General features: G+C 72.3%; 15 protein-coding genes. 7 read left to right on the forward strand and 8 right to left on the reverse strand.

The features are described from left to right. Positions 1-5: 5 nt before the first annotated feature. Positions 6-836 (forward strand): TIGR00282 family metallophosphoesterase, encoded by an 831-nt coding sequence (locus tag A33M_RS03975; protein ID WP_008383765.1) that lies wholly within the window; start codon positions 6-8, stop codon positions 834-836. Positions 837-1043: 207 nt separating this feature from the next. Beyond that, entirely contained in the window at positions 1044-1790 is a 747-nt protein-coding gene (locus A33M_RS03980) for a YebC/PmpR family DNA-binding transcriptional regulator (RefSeq protein WP_008383766.1), read from the forward strand. Positions 1791-2253: 463 nt separating this feature from the next. Here the strand turns inward: A33M_RS03980 and scpB are convergent, their stop codons facing one another. From scpB to A33M_RS04020, 8 genes are all read right to left on the reverse strand, one after another. After that, entirely contained in the window at positions 2254-3033 is a 780-nt protein-coding gene (scpB, locus tag A33M_RS03985; RefSeq protein ID WP_040619183.1) for a methylmalonyl-CoA decarboxylase, read from the reverse strand. Between the two features lie 70 nt (positions 3034-3103). After that, entirely contained in the window at positions 3104-3793 is a 690-nt protein-coding gene (locus tag A33M_RS03990) for a GntR family transcriptional regulator (protein ID WP_008383768.1), read from the reverse strand. A gap of 124 nt (positions 3794-3917) precedes the next feature. Beyond that, the gene (gene hutX / locus A33M_RS03995; protein WP_008383769.1) at positions 3918-4451 is read right to left on the reverse strand and encodes a heme utilization cystosolic carrier protein HutX; all 534 of its coding nucleotides are present in this window, start codon (positions 4449-4451) and stop codon (positions 3918-3920) included. Beyond that, positions 4448-5881 (reverse strand): heme anaerobic degradation radical SAM methyltransferase ChuW/HutW, encoded by a 1434-nt coding sequence (hutW, locus tag A33M_RS04000; RefSeq protein WP_008383770.1) that lies wholly within the window; start codon positions 5879-5881, stop codon positions 4448-4450. Before hutW ends, hutX begins: the two co-directional genes overlap by 4 nt. Beyond that, the gene (locus A33M_RS04005) at positions 5878-6696 is read right to left on the reverse strand and encodes a heme ABC transporter ATP-binding protein (protein ID WP_008383771.1); all 819 of its coding nucleotides are present in this window, start codon (positions 6694-6696) and stop codon (positions 5878-5880) included. Before A33M_RS04005 ends, hutW begins: the two co-directional genes overlap by 4 nt. Continuing rightward, complete coding sequence (locus A33M_RS04010) at positions 6693-7799, reverse strand: FecCD family ABC transporter permease (RefSeq protein WP_008383772.1); 1107 nt, start codon at positions 7797-7799, stop codon at positions 6693-6695. Before A33M_RS04010 ends, A33M_RS04005 begins: the two co-directional genes overlap by 4 nt. Further along, on the reverse strand, positions 7796-8773 hold the full coding sequence (locus A33M_RS04015; RefSeq protein ID WP_008383773.1) for a heme/hemin ABC transporter substrate-binding protein: 978 nt from the start codon (positions 8771-8773) through the stop codon (positions 7796-7798). Before A33M_RS04015 ends, A33M_RS04010 begins: the two co-directional genes overlap by 4 nt. A 7-nt stretch (positions 8774-8780) precedes the next feature. After that, positions 8781-8990, reverse strand: coding sequence for a hemin uptake protein HemP (locus A33M_RS04020; RefSeq protein ID WP_040619186.1), 210 nt, complete (start codon positions 8988-8990; stop codon positions 8781-8783). Positions 8991-9318: 328 nt separating this feature from the next. Here A33M_RS04020 and A33M_RS04025 point away from each other — a divergent pair, with 328 nt between their 5' ends. From A33M_RS04025 to A33M_RS04045, 5 genes are all read left to right on the forward strand, one after another. Then, positions 9319-11517: a TonB-dependent hemoglobin/transferrin/lactoferrin family receptor gene (locus tag A33M_RS04025; protein WP_008383775.1), complete on the forward strand. Its 2199-nt coding sequence runs from the start codon at positions 9319-9321 to the stop codon at positions 11515-11517. A 237-nt stretch (positions 11518-11754) separates the two neighbouring features. Next, the gene (locus tag A33M_RS22110) at positions 11755-12957 is read left to right on the forward strand and encodes an energy transducer TonB (RefSeq protein ID WP_157223315.1); all 1203 of its coding nucleotides are present in this window, start codon (positions 11755-11757) and stop codon (positions 12955-12957) included. A gap of 120 nt (positions 12958-13077) precedes the next feature. After that, positions 13078-13416: an antibiotic biosynthesis monooxygenase family protein gene (locus tag A33M_RS04035; protein ID WP_008383779.1), complete on the forward strand. Its 339-nt coding sequence runs from the start codon at positions 13078-13080 to the stop codon at positions 13414-13416. A 146-nt stretch (positions 13417-13562) separates the two neighbouring features. Then, positions 13563-14036 (forward strand): response regulator, encoded by a 474-nt coding sequence (locus A33M_RS04040; protein ID WP_008383783.1) that lies wholly within the window; start codon positions 13563-13565, stop codon positions 14034-14036. A gap of 4 nt (positions 14037-14040) precedes the next feature. Next, a complete protein-coding gene (locus A33M_RS04045) occupies positions 14041-16626 on the forward strand; it encodes a response regulator (RefSeq protein ID WP_008383785.1) in 2586 nt (861 codons plus the stop codon). Positions 16627-16837: the final 211 nt, after the last annotated feature.

Below are 16837 nucleotides of genomic sequence, written 5' to 3' on the forward strand. Positions count from 1 at the left end.
TTTCCGTGCGCATTCTCTTCATCGGCGACGTGGTGGGCCGCAGCGGCCGCACCATCGTGAGCGAGCGGGTGCCGGCGCTGGTGCGCGACTGGGCGCTCGACTTCGTGGTGATCAACGGCGAGAACGCGGCCGGCGGCTTCGGCATCACCGAGCTGATCTATCACGACATGCTGGCCGCCGGGGCCGACGCCGTGACGCTCGGCAATCATTCGTGGGACCAGCGCGAGACGCTGGTGTTCATCGATCGCGCCGACAAGCTGGTGCGCCCGCTCAATTATCCGTCCGGCACGCCGGGCCGCGGCGCGGCGCTGGTCGAGGCGCGGAACGGCGCCCGCGTGCTGGTGATCAATTTGATGGGCCGCATCTTCATGGATCCGCTCGACGACCCGTTCCAGGCGGTCGAGCGCGAGATTTCCGCCTGCCCGCTGCGCGAGGCGGCCGACGCGATCGTCGTCGACATCCATGCCGAGACCACTTCGGAAAAGCAGGCGGTCGGCCATTTCCTCGACGGCAAGGCGAGCCTGGTGGTCGGCACCCACACCCATGCGCCGACCGCCGACCACCGCATCCTGCCGCACGGCACCGCCTTCATGACCGATGTCGGCATGACCGGCGACTACGACTCGGTGATCGGCATGGCCAAGGACGAGCCGCTCGGCCGCTTCCTGCGCCGCATCCCGCACGGCCGGTTCGAGCCGGCGATGGGGCCGGCGACGCTGTGCGGCATCGCGGTGGAGACCGACGACACGACCGGGCTCGCGAAAAAGGTCGCGGCGGTGCGGATCGGCGGGCCGCTCGAGCCGGCGCTGCCGGCCTTCTGGGCGTCACCCTTCTGACGCGTACGCCTCGCGGCGGCGGCCGAAACGCCGGCGCCGTCTTGCGGCGACCGGCCGAATGTGGCTTCTGCCGGCGTTGCGTTCCGCGCCGCCACGGGCGGCCGCGGGCCCGAACCGTTCTCGCGCCGCCGCCGCGGCGCTTCTTCCCCGTCGAGACGTCCTCCCCGTCGGGACGTCGAGGGGGCCCCGCGCTGACAGGACCGATCCATGGCCGGACATTCCCAGTTCAAGAACATCATGCACCGCAAGGGCCGCCAGGACGCCCAGAAGTCGAAGCTGTTCGGCAAGCTCGCGCGCGAGATCACGGTGGCCGCCAAGCTCGGCACGCCGGACCCGGCGATGAACCCGCGCCTGCGCGCCGCGATCATCGCCGCCCGCGCGGAGAACATGCCGAAGGACAATATCGAGCGCGCCATCAAGAAGGCGGCCGGCGCCGACACCGAGAACTACGAGGAGATCCGTTACGAGGGCTACGGCCCGGCCGGCGTCGCGGTGATCGTCGAGGTGTTGACCGACAACCGCAACCGCACCGCCTCCGACGTGCGCTCCTATTTCACCAAATCGGGCGGCAACCTCGCCGAGACCGGCGCGGTGTCGTTCATGTTCGACCGGCTCGGCGTGATCGAGTACCCGCCCGAGATCGCCTCGGCCGACGCGATGCTGGAGGCGGCGATCGAGGCGGGGGCCGACGACGTCGCCTCCGACGAGGAAAGCCACGAGATCTTCGCCTCCCAGGAGACCTATCGCGACGTCGCCAAGGTGTTGGAGGAGAAGTTCGGCGAGCCGCGCAAGGCCGCACTCGTGTGGAAGCCGCAAAATACCATCACGGTCGACGACGAGGCGGCGGAGAAGCTGTTCAAGCTGATCGAGACGCTCGAGGAGCACGACGACGTGCAGAACGTCTATGCGAACTTCGAGGTGTCGGAAGCCGCAATGGCCAAGATGGGGGCGTGAGGACGCGCATGGCGCTTCCCGAGGCTCACCTCCTCGATGAGCTCGCGACCGCCTACGTGCAGGTTCTGGTGGCGGCGGCCGGATGGCCGGATGGCCGGAACAGGTAATACCGACGGCGGGCAGAGTTCGACCTCGTCCCGAGATCGGCACTTGTATGCTCAAGTCGGCTACAGCCGACCTGGGTGCCCGCGTCTCGAAGGACGAGGGCACTGCGCGGGCCTCGTCCTTCGAGACGTCGCCTTCGGCGCCCCTCAGGACGAGGTCATAGTTCCCCGCCGCTGGTATGAGGTCGTCGTCGCGGAGGCGCGCAGCGCCGTGCCCACATTTGCGTGCGAAAGTACGAAGGCGACGACCGCCGTGGGCACGCTCCGCTTTGCCCACCCTACGACGCCGATGCCGTGACTCCCGGCGGCGACCGTACATGGCCCGCCTGATCACCACGATAGCCTCCCGGCCGTAGCGATCACCGCCCCGAAAACTGCGGCTTGCGCTTCTCCTTGAAGGCGCGGAGCCCCTCGGTGTAGTCGGCGCTGTCGTAGACGATCCGGCGAAGGCCCTGCAGGCGCTCGAAGTCCTCCGGGCTGATCGCGTGGGCGCCCTCGAGAATGCGCAGCTGCTCCTTCATCACCGACACCGCCAGCGGCGAGTTTTCCGCGATCGCTTTCGCCAGCCCGTAGGTGAAGCTCTCGAGCTCGCCGGCCGGCACCAGATGGTTGATCATGCCGAGCCGCTCGGCCCGCGTGGCGTCGACCGGCTTTGCCGAGAACGCCATCTCGCGCACGATCCGCGCCGGCGCGGCGTTGAGGAAGGTCAGGAGGCCGGAGACGTTGTAGGGCACGCCGAGCTTGGCGGGCGTGATCGCGAAGGTCGCGCTCGGCGCGATCACGATGACGTCGCAGGCGAGCACCACCTCGCAGGCGCCGCCCCACACGCCGCCTTCCACCATCGCCAGCATCGGCGCGGGAAACTCGGCCACCGCGCGCACCAGGTGGCGCACCGGGTCGTCCCAGCCGAGCGGATCGCGGTGGGTCTCGGGCAGCGCGACGATGTCGTAGCCGGCCGACCACACCTTCACCCCGGGCGCCGCGCGCAGCACCACCGCCCGCAGCCGCGCCTCGCGAAACTCCGCCAGCGCCGCGCACACTTCGCCGATCAGCTCGCGCGACAGGGCGTTGCGTTTCTCCGGATAGTCGAGCGTCACCGTGCCCACGACGCCGTCGTGTGCGGCCTTGATCAGAGCCATCACAGGGATCCTCCGCGCGAGAGGTCGCGCGACGCGTCTCGTTATCAGATTCTCGGTGCCCGCGGCAGTGTCACGGCGCCGGCGCCGGGCGCTCGGCGGCCGGCAGGGCGGCGACGTAGACGCCGTAGTCGTCGCGCACGATCAGCACGTGGTCGCGCATCGCCGCGGCGGCGCCGTCGCGGTCGCCACGCACGATCGCCACCACCACCCGCTCGTGCTCGCCGTGCGAGGCGGCGAGCCGGCCGACCTCGCGCGCCGGGGCATGGCGAAAGGGCTGCAGCCTCGCGCGGGTCGCCCGGGTGAGGTCGGCGAGATAGTCGTTGTGGGCGCCGGCATGGATGGCGTCGTGCAGCCGCTCGTCGGCCTCCAGGAACTGGTGCGGGTCGCCGAGATGGACGAGGGCGCGCAGCTCCTCCTGCACCGCCTCGAGCGCGCGGCGCTCGGAGCCGGTCATCCGCTCGGCGGCGCGGGCGGCGCACAAGGCCTCGAGGTCGGCCATCGCCTCGAACATGCCGGCGATCTCCGCCTCGGTCGGGCGCGCCACCACCGCGCCGCGATGCGGCTTGGTGTCGATCAGCCCGCTCGCCGCCAGCTGGCGGATCGCCTCCCGCACCGGCGTGCGCGACACCTCGAAGCGGTGCGCCAGCTCGGTCTCGTCGAGCGCTGCGCCCGGCACCAGCGTGCCCTGGACGATCTCGTCGGCGATGCGGAGGCGAAGATCCTCGGCGAGCGTGCGGCGGGGGTCGTCCGGGAGGCTCATGGGGGCGGACCGCTCCTGGTCGTGGACCGAGCGGACATTTGACCATGCGGCCGCCTTGCATACAAGCGCCCGGACGGTGGTGAAAGATGCGCCATACCTACCCCTTCGGGTGGTCGTTTCCCGATCACTCGCCCGCCGGCTGCGTGCCGAGCCGGGCCCGCAGCGCCGCGAAGGCGGCCACCTGATCGGGATCGAGCGTCTTGTCCGGCCGGCGGCGGACGAACACCTTGAACATCGCCTCGCCGTCGCCGTCGAAGAACTGCACCGAGCAGCTCTCCCGCCCCATGAAGGGCCGCTGCACGAAGCCGATCGCAACGCACCGCTCGGCCTTGACGTGGCCGCCGATCGGGCCGTCGCCGTGCAGGTTGAACCAGCCGTGCGCCACCTCGCCGGGCGGAATTCTTCCGGAGCATTCCAGCACGATGTTCTGGGTGTGGACGATGAAGAGGACCTCGCCCCAGGAGGAGAGGTCGCGCATCACCTCGGCGAACGCGCTGCCGGGTGCGAAGGCGGCGTTGTCGGGCGGCAGCAGGCGGGTCGCGGCGAGCGTCGAGACGCCGTGCTCGCGGGCGAGCGCCTCCAGGACGCCGTCGGGATTTTTTGCGAGCCGCGCGGCGAGGGCGGCGCGGGGCTCGGAGGCGGTGGCGGCATCGGTCATGGCAAGACATCCTCGGTCGGGGCGGCCGTCGAAGCGGCCAAGATCGCGGCGGCATCGAGGGCGGCAAAAAAGCCGCCGGTGAGATTGGTGAGCCAGAAGGCGCCGGCGCGGGTGGTGGCGAAGGTGTCGCCGACGATCGTGCCGAGCCCGGCCGCCACCCAGTTCTCGACCAGCGGCGCGGCGGCGGCGCGAAAGCCGGGGGCGAGAGTTTCGATCGCCGAGAGATCCAGCGCACCGGCCTCCATGCCGCCGGTGACCGCCGCCTGGGCCGGATAGCGCGGCGGGTTCTTCGAGATGCCCTCGATGAACGGGCGGCCTTCGGCGCGCATCGCGCGGCGGCGGTCGATCTCGATCACGTTGCGCCAGCGATGGCCGTGCGCCTGCCCGCCGGCACCGGGGCCGAGCGGAATGCAGGGCAGCCCGCGCTTGATGCCGGAATTGTAGACGTTGCGCTCGCGCACCGAGCGGGCGAGATGCGACTGCGCGAGCGGCGCAAAGCCGCGCTCGGTCAGCCGCGCGAAGCCGGTCGCATAGGCGCGCGCCTGCTCCCGCAAGGTGGCTGCGGGCGGCAGCCGGCCGCTGTCGATCGCCGCGGCGAGCCGGCCGCCGCGCCACACGTTCAGCGCATAGAGCGTCGCCCCGTCGAGGCCGAGACTTGCCACCGTGTCGAGGTCGTGCGCCCAGGCCTCGTGGGTCTGGCCGGGCAGCCCGTACATCAGGTCGCAGACGATCGAGGCGCGGTCGAGCGCCACGAGCTCGGCCAGGAAGGCCGCCACCTCCGGCCCGCCGAGCTTTCGCCCGAGCCGCTTCCGCACCCCGGTGTCGAACGTCTGCACGCCGAGCGAGACCCGCGTCACGCCGGCGTCGAACGCGGCAAGGGCCTTGTCGCGACCGAAGTCGAAGGCGCGACCCTCGAGCGTCACCTCGCAGTTTTCCGCGAGCGGCAGCATCGCCTTCAGCCCCGCCACCAGCCGGGCGAGCGGCTTTGCCGGCAGCGCGGTCGGGGTGCCGCCGCCGAGATAGACCGCGACGATCGGCGCCGAGGCGACCAAGGGCGTTTCCGCCTTCTCGGCGACCTCCGCGAGCAGATCGTCGACGAAGGCGTCGGCGACGTCGGGCCGCCACACGTTCTGGAAGAAGCCGCAAAAGAGGCAGTGGTTCTGACAGTAGGGGACGTGCAGATAGACGATCGCCGGCTCCTTGCGCGGCGTCGCCAGGATCTCGGCATAGACGGCCTCCGCGCGCTCCGGCGCGACCGGCGTGCTGCCACGCCAGGGCGGCGCGAACTCGCGGCCGGAAAACGCCTCGGTGAGCGGGTCGCGGCCGGGCGGCACCAGGAAGGCGGCGAGCGGCTGCGGTGGCGAGGAGGGATGGTCGCGGCGGCGCGGCGGCGATTCGTCCCGGGTTCTTTCCTCGGCGGTGGCGGTCATCGTCCCCTCCGGTCGGTGGAGCCGCGCGGGCGCGGCGCGATCATGTGCGGCAGCACGCAGGGCAGCCCGGCCGGCACGGCGCAGCCCGCGACGTCGACCTCGAACACCCGCGCCAGCATGTCGGGGGTCACCACGCTGCGCGGCGGGCCGTCGGCGGCGATCCGCCCGCGATGGAGCACGATCACCCGGTCGGCGAAGGCGGCGGCGAGATTGAGGTCGTGCAGCACCGCGACCACCGCCGTCCCGGCGTCCGCCCGCGCGCGGGTGGCGGCGACGAAGTCGATCTGGTGGCGCAGATCGAGCGCGGCGGTCGGCTCGTCGAGCAGCAACAGGCCCGGCCCGTTGTCCCGCTCGCCGCGGAAAAGCTGCACCAGCACGCGGGCGAAATGCGCACGATGCTGCTCGCCGCCCGACAGCGTCGTGACGATACGGTGCCGGAAGCTCTCGAGATCGACCGCGGCGAGGGCGGCGTCGACCAAGGGGTCGGCGGCGCGGCGGTCGTCGCCCGCCCCCATCCGCACCACCTCCTCGACGGTGAACGGGAAGGCGACGCCGACGCTCTGCGACAGCACCGCGCGGTGCCCGGCGAGCTTTCGCGGCGAGTAGTGCGCGACGTCTTGGCCCTTCAACAGCACACGGCCGTAAGCGGGCTTCGCGTCGCCGGACAGGACGCGCAGAAGCGTCGACTTGCCGGCGCCGTTCGGGCCGACGATCGCCACCGTCTCGCCGGCGCCGACCGCCATCGACACGCCGTCGAGAAGGATCGCGCGGCCGGCGCGGACGCCGACGTCTCTCGTCTCGATCACGATGCTCACAGGCCCACCACGGCGCGCTGGCGCAGCAGGAGAAACAGGAAGAACGGCGCGCCGAGCAGCGCCGTGACGATGCCGACCGGAAGCTCCGCCGGGGCGACCAGCGTGCGCGACAAGGTGTCGGCCGCGAGCATCACCAGCCCGCCGAACACGATCGAGGCCGGCAGCAGCGTGCGGTGCGCCGGGCCGATGACGAGGCGCAGCAGATGCGGCACGACGATGCCGACGAAGCCGATCACGCCGGCGACCGCGACCGCCGCGCCGGCGGCAGCGGCCACCAGCACGATCGCGAACCGCTTCAGGCTTTCCACCGGAACGCCCATGTGGAACGCATCCGCCTCGCCGAGCACCAGGAGGTCGAGGCCGCGGGCGATCACCGGCAGCGCCACCAGCACCGCGAGGCAGAACGGGGCGATCGCCAAAACCTTCGGCCAGGTGGCGCCGGCCAGCGACCCGAGCGTCCAGAAGGTGATGTCGCGCAGCTGCTGGTCGTCGGCGACGAACACCAGGAGGCCGATGCCGGCCGACGCCAGCGCCCCGACCGCGAGGCCGGCGAGCAGGAGGGTGGCGATCGAGGTGCGGCCGTCGCGGGTGGCGATGCGGTAGAGGAGCCCGGTGACCGCGAGCGCGCCGAGAAAGGCGGCGATCGGCAACCCCTCGACGCCGAGCGCGCCGTGCAGCACGACGTCGCCGAACACGATGGTGACGGCGGCGGCGAGGCCGGCGCCGGGCGAGATGCCGACCAGCGCCGGGTCGGCCAGCGGGTTGCGGAAGAGGCCCTGCAGGATGGTGCCGGCGACCGCCAGCAGCGCGCCGACCGCGACCGCCATGACGATGCGCGGCAGCCGGATCGACAGGAGAATGAGCTGGTCGCGCGCCGCCTCCCGGGCGGCCTCCGCGGTACCGGCGTCGCCGAGCCCGAGCGCGGCGATCAGCCGCGCGGGCGGGATGCCGGCGGCGCCGACCGCAGCGGAGGCGACCGCTGCCGCGGCCAGCAGGGCCGCGAGCGTGGCGATCACCACCCAGGGTCGGCCGCGAAGGCCGGGCGGACCGGCGGGGCGGCTCGGTGCCGCGACGGCGGCGGAGGGACCGGCCAGCGCGGTCATTTCACGCAGGCCTTCACCGCGGCGTCGTGGCGGGCGGCGAGCGCGTCGCTCGCCGGCGTGCCGTAGAGGCGGGCGGCGAGGTCGCGGGCGGCGAGCGCGGTGCGCGGGCCGAAGCCGAGCAGATACTGGCCGTCCATGCCGATCAGCCGCTTGTTCGCCGCCGCCGGCGTCATGCCGAAGGCGGGGCGCGAGAAGACATCGTCGGCGGTGATCACCGCGCCGGGACGCTCCATCGTGAGGATCACGTCGGGTTTCGCCGCGATGATCGCCTCGTCGCCGACCGGCTTGTAGCCGGTGAGGTCGGCGAGCGCGTTCTCGGCGCCGGCGAGCGCGATGATGCCGTCGGCGGCGGTGTCGCGCCCGGCGACCATCGTCCGGCCGCCGGCGAACGACAGCACGAACAGCACGCGGGCGGGCTTTCCAGTCGCCTTGCGCTCCGCCGCGAGCGCGGAAAAATCGTCGCCGACGACGCCGGCCAGGCAGTCGCCGCGCGCCGGCTCGCCGATCGCCGCGGCGATCAGCCGGATCTTTTTCACGATGCCCTCCGCGGAGGCGTCGTCCGGCACCTGCACGAACGGCACCTCGGCGCTTTCCAGCACCGCCACCGCCTCGGCCGGACCGGAGCCCTTCGACGCCAGCACCACGCTCGGCCGCATCGCCAGAATGCCCTCCGGCGACAGGCGGCGCATGTAGCCGACGTTCGGCTTCTCCTTCAGCGCGCGCGGCGGATAGAGGCTCGAGGTGTCGACCGCGACGACGTCCGCCTCGCGGCCGAGCGCGTAGAGGATTTCCGTCACCGCCCCGCCGATCGAGACGATCCGGCCGGCGTCGGCGACGGTGACGGTGCGGCCGCCGGCGTCGGTGACGGTCGCCGGCCCGGCGGCGAAGCCCGGCGCGGCGGGCAGCGCGAGCAGCAGCACCGCCCCCGCGACGGCCGGGCGCAAACGGGCGAGGCATGAAAAATGCGGGCGCATGGCGGCCTCACTTGGTCAGGATCAGCTTGTTCTGTGCGGTCAGTCGCAATCGGTACGTATCGGTTCCGTGCACGATCATGATTTCGCGGGTCGCGACGAACAGGTCGCGGCTCTCCAGCCGGTCGCGAACGATGTCGATCCGACGCACGGTCTCTGGGTCGTCTCGGGTCGCCCCCGAGGTGATCGGGGAGCTCGAAGGCCGATCGGCATGCTTCATCTCGGATTCCGGACAGTTTATTTGCGGTTTTCTTGGGTTGGCCGGTTGTTTGGAGCGGTTATAGATTAGATTGTTCTTTCATTGGAGCCCTTCCAATCTGTAAACAGCTTCACTTGACGTGCCGTAATACAGTCGAGTACCAAAGGCAAGTACTCGACATGGCGCAGCTTCGAGCCGCACGGATCGCCGCAGGGAGCCGTCCCTCGGCTGCTCCGAACGGTTTCGAGGCAACGCCTCAGCCAGCCAGCGTGCCGCCCCGGCCCTCCCGGACGGCGCGTCCGCCAGCCCGTGACGAAAAACTCAGAACCAACGGGACGCGGGGGCTCACATGGCTGGACGGACGAGCGCGGGGGCGCTTCTTTCGGGCGCATCGACGATCGCACTGATCGTGACGGCGGGACTGGTGACGACGGGATCGGTGGGGCCGGCTGCGGCGCAGACCCAGTCGCTCGACCCGATCACGGTGGTGGCGAGCAAGACCGAGGAGCGGGCGATCGACGCGCTCGCCGCGGTCTCGACGCTGCGCCAGGAGGAGATCGACCGGATCCTGCCGAAGCGCCTGTCGGACCTCCTGATCGCGGTGCCGGGCGTGACCGTGCAGGACCGTGGCGACGATCCCTCGACCGCGATCAACATCCGCGGCCTGCAGGATTTCGGCCGCGTCGCGGTGGTGGTCGACGGCGCCCGTCAGAACTATCAGCGCTCCGGCCACGGCGCGAACGGCTCGTTCTATCTCGACCCCGAGCTGATCGGCGGCGTCGACATCGTGCGCGGCCCGACCGCCAACATCTACGGCTCGGGCGCGATCGGCGGCGTCGCCGCCTTCCGCACGAAGGATTTCGCCGACGTCGTCCGGCCCGGCCAGACCTGGGGGATCGAGACCCACACCCAGGGCGGCCTCAACGGGCCGAGCGGGCTCGCCTCCGCCTTCGGCGGCTACCAGCCATCGCCCAATGTCGACGTCTTCGCCGGCGGCAGCTTCAAGAGCCAGGGCAATTACGACGACGGCAACGGCGACGAGGTGCTGAACTCCTGGAACCGCACCGGCAGCGCGATCGCCAAGGTGACGGTGCGCCCGGCCGACGGCCACGAGGTGAAGCTCTCCGGCATCTTCCAGAATTTTCGCTACGACGCCGGCCAGCCGACGCGGGCGGCGGGCACCGGCACCTCGGTCTATGCGACCGACCTGACCAACATCACCACCGGCCTGCGCTGGCGCTTTCAGCGGCCCGACCAGCGACTGATCGACTGGGACGCCAACGTCTACTGGAACCGCACCGACTCGCAGCAGGTGAAGACGCTGCACACGGCCTCCAGCGCCAACGCCTCGCTGTGCGGCACGGGCGTCGCCGGCAACCCGATCAGCGGCTGCGTCGGCGACGAGCGCTCCTACGTGCTCGACACGGTCGGCTTCGACGCCAACAACACCAGCCGGTTCGACGCGCTCGGCCTCGCCCATGCGATCACGATCGGCGGCGACGCCTTCCGCGACGAGGTCGACACCACCGACCAGACCGGCAACTCCAACATCACCACGCCGGGCGGCGACCGCACCGTCGGCGGCGCCTTCGTGCAGCTCAAGAGCACGTATGACGAGTGGGTCGAGGTGATCGCCGCGGCGCGCTACGACAGCTACGAGCTCAACGGCCTCGGCACCTCCACCTCGGGCGACCGGGTGTCGCCGAAGATCACCCTCGGCATCACGCCGATCACCGGCTTCACGCCGTATGCGACCTATGCCGAAGGCTATCGCGCGCCCGCGCTGACCGAGACGGTGATCGCCGGCGCCCACGCCGCGCCGAGCGCGGGCTTTCCCTCGTTCCTGCTGTTCGACTGCCCGGACGGCACGACCGGCATGTTCTGCTTCATCCCGAACCCGAACCTACGGCCGGAGATCGGCAAGACCAAGGAGATCGGCGTCAACCTGAAATACGACGACGTGTTTCTTCCCGGCGCGACCTTCCGCGGCAAGGTCAACGTGTTCAGGAACGACGTCGACGATTACATCGAGCTGGTCGGCTTCGGCCCGGTGCGCGCCGACAATCAGTTCTATCAATATCAGAACATCGCCCAGGCGCGCATCGAGGGCGTCGAGCTCGAGACCATGTACGACGCCGGCCGCTGGTTCGTCGGCATCGCCGCCCAGCATCAGCGCGGCGAGAACCGCGAGACCGGCGAAGGCTTGATCAACGTCCAGCCCGACAAGGTGGTGACGACGATCGGCGCCCGCTTCCTCGATCGCAAGATCACGACGATGGTGCGGTGGGCGGCGGTCGGCTCCAACGACGACCTGCCGTCGGGCTACCTGCCGGCCGACTCCTACAATCTGGTCAACGTCTATCTCGGCTACCAGCCGACCGAGGACGTGCTGATGAGCTTCGCGATCGACAATCTGCTGAACGAGTACTACCGGCCCTACCCGATCGCCGGCACCTCGCTCGACACCGCCCAGAAGGATCTCCTGTGGTCGGCGCCGGCGCCGGGCATGACCTTCAAGGGCTCGATGAAGATCAAGTTCGGGAGCTGATTCCTCTGCTCCGGTGAAAGTCCCCCGATGACCCGCTCGCGCTCCCGCTCCTCGACGCCGCCAGCGTCGCTCGACGTCGTCCCCGCCCGTATCCTCGACCATCCCGAAGGAACGGGCGGGGCGGCGCCGAGTGTGGAGCTGCCGCGCGACCCGCCGGATGCGGACGCCGGCAACGTGGTCTCGCTCGCGCACGTGAGAGCCGGGCGGAACCATGCCGGCGGGGGGACGCCGCCCCCGATGGCGTCCCCCACCCCCGACGACCGGCCGGCGCCGCCGGGGGCGCGCGGAAACGCGTCGCACCGCACGCTGGCGCTGACGCTGTGCTCGGCGGTGCTGCACGGCGCGGTGCTGGTGGCCTTCGCCCGCCAGCCGCCGCCACAGGCCTCGATCGGCATCGAGGTGGTGTCGGTGGAGATGGTGGTCGGCGCCGACCAGCTCGCCGGCCTCGCCGAGCAGCCGGGGGATTCGGAGGCGTCGAGCGCCGCCTCGGCGGGCGAGCCTTTGCCGGAGCCGCAGGAGACGGCGGCGAGCGAGCCGGACACCACCGACATCGCCAAAGCCGAGACGGCTCCCGACGCGACTCCCGAGCAGGCTCTCGAGCCGACGCCCGAAGAGCCCCGGGAGACCGCCGAGCAGCCGCCGGAGTTTCAGGAGCCGGTGGAGACCGCCGAGGCGCCGGCCGAGCCGGAAACCCGACCCGAGCCGCAGGTCGCCGAGGCGCCCGCGCCCGACACCGAGCCGGAACCCGTACGAGAAGCAACCGCAACGACACCGGAGCCCGACCTGCCGCCGCCGCCGGAGCCGGCCCCCGTCGTGCTCGACGAGGAGGCGCCGGAGCGCACCGCCAGCGTGCCGGAGCAAAAGCCCGCGCCGGCCGAGACCGCGGTCGCCGAGACCGTGCAGGCCGAGACCACCCCGACCGAGCGCGCCGAGGCGGTGCCGCCGCTGCCGCGTGCCGCTCCCGCCGCCCGGCCCGAACCTTCCGTCGCCAAGCCTTCCGTCGCCAAGCCTCCCGTCTCGAAGCCGAAGCCGGTCGTGACGAAACCGCGGCCGAAAACCCGCACCGCCGTGCGGGCCGATCGCGGCCCGCCGCAGCGCACCCGCAGCGCCGCCAGCACGGCCTCGACCGCGGCGAGCGGGATCGGCCGCGGCCGCTCCGACCTCACCACCAACTACCGCGGCCTGGTCGCGGCGCATCTCGCCCGCCACAAGCGGTTCCCGGCCGAGGCGCGCGCCGCCGGCCGCTCCGGCAGCACCAGCGTCACCTTCTCGATCGACGGCGCCGGCCGGGTGGTGTCGGTGCGGCTCGGCCGCTCGTCCGGCATCCCGAGCCTCGATCAGGAGACCGTCGCGATGGTGCGCCGCGCCTCGCCCTTCCCGCCGCCGCCCGGCGGCCAGCAGGTGAGCTTTTCGGTGCCGGTCGGCTTCCACCTGCGTTAGGCTTTTGGTCGCCGTCGCCGCCGGCCGGCCCGGTGTCCGCCGGACCCGGCCGGCGGTTTCGCGCGACCATCCGTTTCGGCGGCCCGATCCCCGGGCGTGCGACACCAGAGGAGACCCCCGATGTACATCGCCATGAACCGCTTTCGCGTGAGGAAGGGCAGCGAGCAGGCGTTCGAGCAGGTGTGGGCGAGCCGCGAGACATATCTCGACCGGATGCCCGGCTTCGTCGAGTTCCACCTGCTGAAAGGTCCCGAGGCCGAGGACCACACGCTCTATTCGTCGCACACCGTGTGGCAGAGCAAGGCGACCTTCGAGGCCTGGACCAAGTCGGAGGAATTTCGCGCCGCGCACGCCCGCGCCGGCAACGAGCGGACCGGTCCGCTCTATCTCGAGCACCCGCAATTCGAGGGCTTCGAGGTGCTGCAGACGGTGCGTCCGCGCGAAGCTTCCGCAGCGTGAGAAATCGCGCGGGCCGGACGTGCCACGGGACGTCCGGCCCGCATTCTCCGGCATTCGGCCGGTATTGGAGCCCTCGCTTTAATCGATTGTTTCCGCATCCCTGCAACCATCGCGGTTGATTTCGCTCGAGGGCAGGGACCGCAACGATGCTCGACCAGGACGTCTCGCCGCCGATCGCCGACGACCGCAGCGAGCCGAGTGCCCGACCGACCGTGCTCGTGGTCGACGACGACACGGTGCACCGGATGATCCTCACCAAGGTGGCGACGCGGGTCGGCTGGTCGGCCACCGGGGCGGCGACCTACGAGGAGGCGGTGGCGCTGATCGGCGCCAACGCCTACGACCTGATCACGCTCGATCTCACGCTCGGCCGGCGCGGCGGCGTCGAGGTCCTGCACGCGCTGGCGGCGATCGGCTCGGCGACGCCGGTGCTGATCGTGTCGGCCTCGCCCGAGGCGATCCGCGAGGAGAGCGCCGGCGTCGGCAACGTCTTGAGCCTCAACGTGTGCGGCTCGCTCGCCAAGCCGGTCGATCTCGTACGGCTGCGGCAGGTGCTGTCGGGCTTGCGCGAGCGCAGCACCATCGGCCTCGCGCCGGTCGCCGCACCGACCTTTCGGTAGTCCCGTGGACCCGTCCGACGACCACGGCGGGCCGGCGACGGCACCGCCGCCCGCGCGCCCGTCGCTCGCCTCGCCGTCGCTCGCCCCGCCGCCGCTCCCGCGTCGCGGCCGGCCGCTCGCGGCACTCGCCGCCGGCACCGCGGTGCTGATCCTGGCGATCGCGCTGATGAACGCGCTGGTGCTCGGCCATCTGCGCGAGAGCGCGCTCGCCGCCGCCGAGGAGCGGCTCGGCCGGCGCAGCGCGGCGCTCGCCGAGCAGGCCGACCAGGCGCTGAAATCGATCGACCTGATCCTCGCCGAGGTCGCCGAGCACGTCGCGGATCGCGACATCACCACCCCCGACGACTTCCGCCGGCGGCTCGGCACCGAGGCGACCCACCGGCTGCTCGGCCGCAAGCTCGCCGGGCTGCCGCAGCTGCGGGCGCTGTCGCTCGCCGGCGTCGACGGCGATCTGGTGGTCTCCTCGCGGATGTGGCCCAATCCGCCGCTCAACCTCGCCGACCGCGGCTATTTCCGCCAGATGAAGGCGCGCGGCGGCGCTGCCGTGTTCGTCGGCGCGCCGGTGCAGAGCCGGTTCGACGCGAGCTGGATCTTCGGCCTGCACCGCCGCATCGAGGCGCCCGACGGATCGCTGATCGGCATCGCCTCGGGCATCGTCTCGCTCGACTATTTCGAGACCTTCTACCGCGCGCTCGCCGCCTCCGCGGCCGACACCTTCGCGCTCCTGCGGCGCGACGGCGTGCTTCTGGTGCGCCATCCGGCGGTCTCGCTGCTCGGCGACACGGACCCGATCCCGATCGACGCGCCGACGGCGGCGCGCGGCCGCGGCCCGCTCGACGGCGCCGACCGCCTCTGGGCGGTGCGCCCGCTGCGCACCCATCCGCTCGCCATGGTCGCCAGCACCACCACCGAGCAGGCGCTCGCCGACTGGCGGTCGATCGCCCGGCTGTCGCTCGTCCTGTCGGCGCTCGCCGCGCTGGTGGTGACCGGCGCGGCGGTCGCGCTCGGCCTGTGGTGGCGCGCCCGCACCGGCGCCGAGGAAGCCCGCCTCGCCCGCGCCGAGGCCGAGCGCGCGCTCGCCGCGGCGACCGGCCGCGAGCAAGCGACGCGGCGTCTCGGTCCGGGCCGCGAGAGCCGTCCCCCGCTTCCCGCGCTGCACGACATCGCCGCCGCGCTGCTCGGCGGCGACCTCCGGCCCGAAGAGACCGCCGCGCTGCCGGTGCAGATGCCGTCCGCGCAAGCGCCGGGCGAGCAGGTGCCGTTCGCGCCCGACGCGCTGGTCGAGGAGGTGCTCGCCGCGGTTCGCCGGCGCGGCGTCGCCGCCTGCGTCGCGCTGCGCGGCGAGCTCGAGGCGGCGGTGCCGCCGGTGCTGATCGGCGAGCCGGCGATTCTCCGCGACGCGCTGAAGGAGCTGCTCGCCACCGCGGTCGCCGTCACCACGCGCGGCGAGGTTCGGCTCGGGGTGCGCTGCCTGTCGCGCATCGGCGAGACGGCGGCGATCGAGTGGTCGATCCGCTCGACCGCCGCGGCCGCGGCGGCCGTCGCGGCCTGGCGCATCGTGCGGCCGCCCGCTGCCGATCGCGGCGCCGGCGATCCGGCCCCGACGTCCCCGAGGGGCGAGCTCCCCGATCTCGCCGGCTGCCGCGCGGCGATCGCGCGGATGGGCGGCGAAATCGACCTGTCGCCGCCCGACGGCGAGGGATTCGCGATCCGCATCCGCCTCGCGCTCGGCTGGGCCGACGCGGCGCCGCTCGCCCAGCGCGCCGAGCGGGCGGCGGCCGCCGCCCTGCAGGCCCGCCTCGCCGCCCGCGACCGGCCGCTGCGCGTGCTGATCGCCGAGGACAATCCGACCGGCCAGCTCGTCCTGGTGCGGATGCTCGCCGAGTTCGCCCTGGTGCCGCGGCTGGTGGCCGACGGCGCCGGGGCGGTCGAGGCGACCGCGCACTTCCCGTTCGACCTCGTGCTGATGGACGTGCGGATGCCCGATCTCGACGGGCTCGCCGCCACCCGGGCGATCCGCGCCCGCGGCGGCGACCACGCGACCATGCCGATCATCGGCGTCACCGCCGCCGCCACCCCCGAGGACGTCGCCGCCTGCCGTGCCGCCGGCATGACCGCGGTGGTCGGCAAGCCGGTGCGCAAGCAGACGCTGGTCGAGGCGGTGCATGCCGCGCTCGCCGACGATCCCGCCGAGGCGTTCGCCGCCACCGCCCTCGCCGCGCCCTCGGCCGAGATCGTCGCCCAGGATCGCGCCACCATCGCCCTGCTGGTCGAGGAGATCGGCGAGGAAGGCACCCGTCTCGCCGTCGACCTGTTCGTCGGCGACACCGAGGCGCGTCTCGCCCGCCTGCGGGCGCTGTCGCCGACCCGCGAGCGGCGCACCGTGATGCGCGAGGCGCACACCCTGAAAGGGGCCGCCGGCACGCTCGGCCTGCGGGGCCTCGCAGCGCTCGCCCGCGAGCTGGAATGGGCCGCCGGCACCATCACCCCGGCGGAGTATCTGGCGCTGCTCGATCGGCTCGACGCCGGCTACGCTCGGGCGCGCCGCAGCCTCGCCGACGCGATCGCGGCGATCCGGACCGCCGCCTGAGCCCCCGAGTCGCGCCTCGGGCGCGAACGATTCACCGGCCGCAAACCATGTCCGCCGCTTTTCCCGCGCCGCCATCGGCGCGACGCACGGCCCGGGCAGGCAAGGGAAAGGCAAGATTTGCGATGCTACACGGGGGCACCGGCCCCCGCCCCGTCACGGCGGGCCGAGCCCGCGGATCGGCGGGTGCGGCCGAGCGGGCGACGGGAGCGAG

The sequence above is a fragment of the Rhodovulum sp. PH10 genome (assembly GCF_000293785.1).
Lineage (GTDB): Bacteria > Pseudomonadota > Alphaproteobacteria > Rhizobiales > Xanthobacteraceae > Rhodoplanes.

Coding starts and splice junctions, on each gene's coding strand:
- A33M_RS04015 (WP_008383773.1), bottom strand. CDS start 8,773: ATGCGCCCGCATTTTTCATGCCTCGCCCGTTTGCGCCCGGCCGTCGCG.
- A33M_RS03990 (WP_008383768.1), bottom strand. CDS start 3,793: ATGAGCCTCCCGGACGACCCCCGCCGCACGCTCGCCGAGGATCTTCGC.
- A33M_RS22110 (WP_157223315.1), top strand. CDS start 11,755: ATGGCGTCCCCCACCCCCGACGACCGGCCGGCGCCGCCGGGGGCGCGC.
- scpB (WP_040619183.1), bottom strand. CDS start 3,033: ATGGCTCTGATCAAGGCCGCACACGACGGCGTCGTGGGCACGGTGACG.
- A33M_RS04025 (WP_008383775.1), top strand. CDS start 9,319: ATGGCTGGACGGACGAGCGCGGGGGCGCTTCTTTCGGGCGCATCGACG.
- A33M_RS03980 (WP_008383766.1), top strand. CDS start 1,044: ATGGCCGGACATTCCCAGTTCAAGAACATCATGCACCGCAAGGGCCGC.
- A33M_RS04035 (WP_008383779.1), top strand. CDS start 13,078: ATGTACATCGCCATGAACCGCTTTCGCGTGAGGAAGGGCAGCGAGCAG.
- A33M_RS04040 (WP_008383783.1), top strand. CDS start 13,563: ATGCTCGACCAGGACGTCTCGCCGCCGATCGCCGACGACCGCAGCGAG.
- hutW (WP_008383770.1), bottom strand. CDS start 5,881: ATGACCGCCACCGCCGAGGAAAGAACCCGGGACGAATCGCCGCCGCGC.
- A33M_RS04010 (WP_008383772.1), bottom strand. CDS start 7,799: ATGACCGCGCTGGCCGGTCCCTCCGCCGCCGTCGCGGCACCGAGCCGC.
- A33M_RS04020 (WP_040619186.1), bottom strand. CDS start 8,990: ATGAAGCATGCCGATCGGCCTTCGAGCTCCCCGATCACCTCGGGGGCG.
- hutX (WP_008383769.1), bottom strand. CDS start 4,451: ATGACCGATGCCGCCACCGCCTCCGAGCCCCGCGCCGCCCTCGCCGCG.